Raw genomic sequence first — 2,969 nt, 5'->3', positions numbered from 1 at the left:
CTATATAGAGGAGTGCGCATTTTATTGCGTTTGTTTTGGCTTCTGAAACGATTGTTTCCAATTTCGTAAAGAAGATTCTTCTATTGGGAAGGCCTGTAAGCGTGTCATAGTTGGCATAAATCTCCAACTCAGTAGCAACTTTCTGCAGTACTTCTGTCTCACTCTGAATTTTCATATTCTCATTTTCCAAGTCGTGCATGGCCAGAAATCTTTTGAAAGAGAAGAACACTGTGCCATAAGCGGACAAGGAGAGGGCAACCAAGAGGAGCATCGGCCATCGATTGGCGGCCAAGGTTTGCATAATATCGTCTGTAACAAAGAAGAAGTAGGATAGATTCAGAAAGATGCAGATCATCAAGCCAGAGAAGACGGGCCAGTCGCTCACAACCGTTTGATAGGTCCGGAGGAAGTGTTTCCTGAACATGGTAATCACGAGTAGGTAGAGGACAAACCGGAAGAATGTATTGGCATACTGTGGATAGGGGAACAGTCTCCCAAGATGAAAGCTGAGGATGATGATCATCATTGCAATATTGATGGTGGTGAGAAAGGTGAAACTCCATTGCATGAAACTCATTTTGGTAAATGACTTGATAAGAAGGCCAACCACGATGAACATCAAAACAGTGAATCGGGACAACCCCGTGAGGTCTCCCCGGAAGTAGAACCAAAGGGTGCTTGTCATATTGATGACAAACACAAAGATTGCGATGCTGATAATACGCTTACGGTCGAATTTAGACTTTGTAAGGGTTAATAATAACAGTACATACATAACCGATGAGACACTGCCTCGAAGTATGTTGCTGATCAGTTCAGTCATCGAGCGTGCTCCTTCAAGTGTTTCCTGCCGTCCACACTTGCCTTACGGTTGGTAGTGTTTATCTTTTCTGAAAAGAAATCCAACTTCTATGAGCAGGACATTATTCCTGTAAAGTCTACCATACATAGCTAGATTGGCCTATTGCTTTTGCCAATATACGTATTGGATGAAGTCAAGAGCAGTACATGAACAAATACTGGTAAGTGTTTAGGAAGTTGTGCTTCCTACCTGGTGATACCGGAAACAAATTGCCTCATGGTCGTTGATGATGCCGGCGGCTTGCAGGTGGGCATAGATGGTGATGGAACCAAGAAAGGTGAACCCCCACTTCTTGAGGTCCTTGCTGATCATATCGGAGAGTTCATTCCTGGCAATAACGATACCCCTGTCTGCATGACCTGGGTATTCCATTGTCTTGTTCCCGGTAAACCCCCAAAGATACGATGAGAATGAACCGAATTCCTCCTGGATCGGTAGGAATGCTTTTGCATTGGTAATTATTGCCCGGATTTTTCTTGGGGAGCGGATCATCCCCTCCATTTTCATAATCTCATCGACGTGCTCATCGCCATAGCCAGCAACCTTGGAGACATTGAAATCATCAAATGCAGAGCGGAGAGCTTCCCGTCTTTTCAATACCGTGAGCCAGCTCAATCCGCATTGCATGACTTCCATGCTCAGATACTCAAACTGTCTCTGATCATCATGGAGTGGAACTCCCCACTCCCTGTCATGATATTCTACCAAGAGAGGATTCTCACCTGTCCAGCTACATCGGTTCATACTAATTTCCTTAACTTTCATTCGATGGTATTCATGATGATTCTAGCATGGGAATATTCTTCAGTGATGAATAATACGCCAATCTCCAATTGTAACTATCAGGAAAAGAGTTCTTGACGTAGCTATTCTGAGGCCGACAAGATGAATCTGTACGTATGCATAGAGGAGGAGGATGTATGAGTTTCCAAGGAATAATAATCGGGGCAGCTGCATTTCTTATCATTGGGGTATTCCACCCGATAGTCATTAAAGGGGAGTATTATTTTGGAAAAAGGGTATGGCCGGTTTTTTTGGTAGTCGGAATCCTGTTGGTTGTCCTCTCCCTTTGCATTGAGAACGCTACGTTATCTGCAGTGGTCAGCATTACGGGGTTCTCCTCCCTATGGAGTATCCATGAGTTGTTCGAGCAAGAAGAGCGGGTTGCAAAAGGTTGGTTTCCTCGTAATCCAAAGAGATAAACCAGCGATAGGCTTTGGTTTTCTAGGTGATTGAGGGTTCTCTTTTAACTGAGAATACCAAGTGTTGCATATCCAATCCGCGGTAGTGCTTAATGAAGCTACCTCTGGCAAGCATGCCGTTTCGGATAGCAACATTCATTGAAGCAACATTACAGTCGCGTATGATGGAGTAGACTTCTCTGCTGTTCAGTGTGCTGAAGGCATACTCCTTGCATGCTCTTGCTGCTTCAATTGCATATCCTTTCCCCCAGTAGCTGCGATTGAACAGATACCCAACTTCCAATACTTCTGATGACCCCCCGATCGATTGCCATGTCAGGCCAGCCTGGCCTATCATGGTACCAGTATCTTTCAGGATAACAGCCCATAGTCCAAAACCGTCAGTTTTATATCTGGCAAGATTCCTGTCCAGCCAAGCCTGTGTTTCAGCAGGGCTGAGAGGAGTCTCATATGCGTACATGGTCTGCTCGTCTTGCAGGATCGCTGCAAGAGAAGGGTAGTCTTCCTGGGTCATCTCTCGTAGGAGTAATCGTTCTGTTTCAATTTTCATGTATCGTTCCTTATATCCCACAAGGATACGCCCTAGAGCAGTTTCTTGTTCCCTTTGGTAAGATTAATCACCGCGAAAATGGAAGTGCCAAGAATGAGCAGGAATGAGATGGCATTGATCACCGGGGTAGATCCATCACGTACTTGCATGTACATATTTATGGGCAGTGTTGCCTGTGAACCTACGAGGAATATGGTGGTGTTGAAGTTCTCGAAGGACATAAGGAATGCCATTGCCGCCCCACCAATAATTGAAGGTCTCAGGTACTTGAGGGTGATAAACCAAAGCACTTCTGCCTTGTTCGCTCCCAGGTTGTAGGCAGCTTCTTCCAGGGTGTGGTCGAACTTCTTTAATC

The 2,969-nt window shown here is 45.0% G+C and carries 4 protein-coding genes and 1 pseudogene; 1 reads left to right on the top strand and 4 read right to left on the bottom strand.

What is annotated here, in order from left to right:
• Together JF818_RS14410 and JF818_RS14405 are read right to left on the bottom strand one after the other, a co-directional pair.
• Window positions 1-823 (bottom strand): annotated as a pseudogene (locus tag JF818_RS14410) (GGDEF domain-containing protein); the annotation flags it as partial.
• A 207-nt stretch (window positions 824-1,030) separates the two neighbouring features.
• Complete coding sequence (locus tag JF818_RS14405; RefSeq protein ID WP_198892672.1) at window positions 1,031-1,606, bottom strand: DNA-3-methyladenine glycosylase I; 576 nt, start codon at window positions 1,604-1,606, stop codon at window positions 1,031-1,033.
• Between the two features lie 176 nt (window positions 1,607-1,782).
• Here JF818_RS14405 and JF818_RS14400 point away from each other — a divergent pair, with 176 nt between their 5' ends.
• Window positions 1,783-2,064, top strand: coding sequence for a DUF4491 family protein (locus tag JF818_RS14400; protein ID WP_198892671.1), 282 nt, complete (start codon window positions 1,783-1,785; stop codon window positions 2,062-2,064).
• 22 nt (window positions 2,065-2,086) lie between these two features.
• Here JF818_RS14400 and JF818_RS14395 read toward each other — a convergent pair whose 3' ends face one another.
• The gene (locus JF818_RS14395) at window positions 2,087-2,614 is read right to left on the bottom strand and encodes a GNAT family N-acetyltransferase (protein ID WP_198892670.1); all 528 of its coding nucleotides are present in this window, start codon (window positions 2,612-2,614) and stop codon (window positions 2,087-2,089) included.
• Between the two features lie 32 nt (window positions 2,615-2,646).
• The coding region (locus JF818_RS14390) for an ABC transporter permease (protein ID WP_198892669.1) at window positions 2,647-2,969 on the bottom strand (323 nt) is incomplete at its 5' end.

This window comes from Sphaerochaeta sp. S2 (assembly GCF_016406725.1).
Lineage (GTDB): Bacteria > Spirochaetota > Spirochaetia > Sphaerochaetales > Sphaerochaetaceae > Sphaerochaeta.
Note: the sequence above shows the minus strand (reverse complement) of the source record. Positions and strands in the feature narration are given on the sequence as shown.